This window comes from Photobacterium sp. DNB22_13_2 (assembly GCF_052873915.1).
In genome coordinates this window covers 1-233 of record NZ_JBNNXU010000308.1, presented here as the reverse complement: position 1 = coordinate 233, position 233 = coordinate 1, and the positions used below count along the sequence as shown (strand labels likewise).

The window sequence follows — 233 nt, the reverse complement described above, 5'->3', positions numbered from 1 at the left end:
GCACACGCTCGCCTGCTTCCACACGCAGGTGGATCTCGGAGAGCAGATCGTCGACCTGCGTCGTGGCCGGGCGCACTTCAATGATCGGGTCGACCAGGCCCGTGGGGCGCACGACCTGCTCGACGACTTCCGTGCCAGCGGTCTTCTTTTCGTAATCCCCCGGCGTGGCGGACACAAACGTGACCTGCCGCATCTTGGTCTCGAATTCGGCGAACTTGAGTGGCCGGTTATCC

Annotated in this window: 1 pseudogene; it reads right to left on the bottom strand. The window is 63.5% G+C overall.

Going from position 1 to position 233, the window contains the following annotated elements:
• Positions 1-233 (bottom strand): annotated as a pseudogene (locus ACVA58_RS28755) (excinuclease ABC subunit B); the annotation flags it as partial.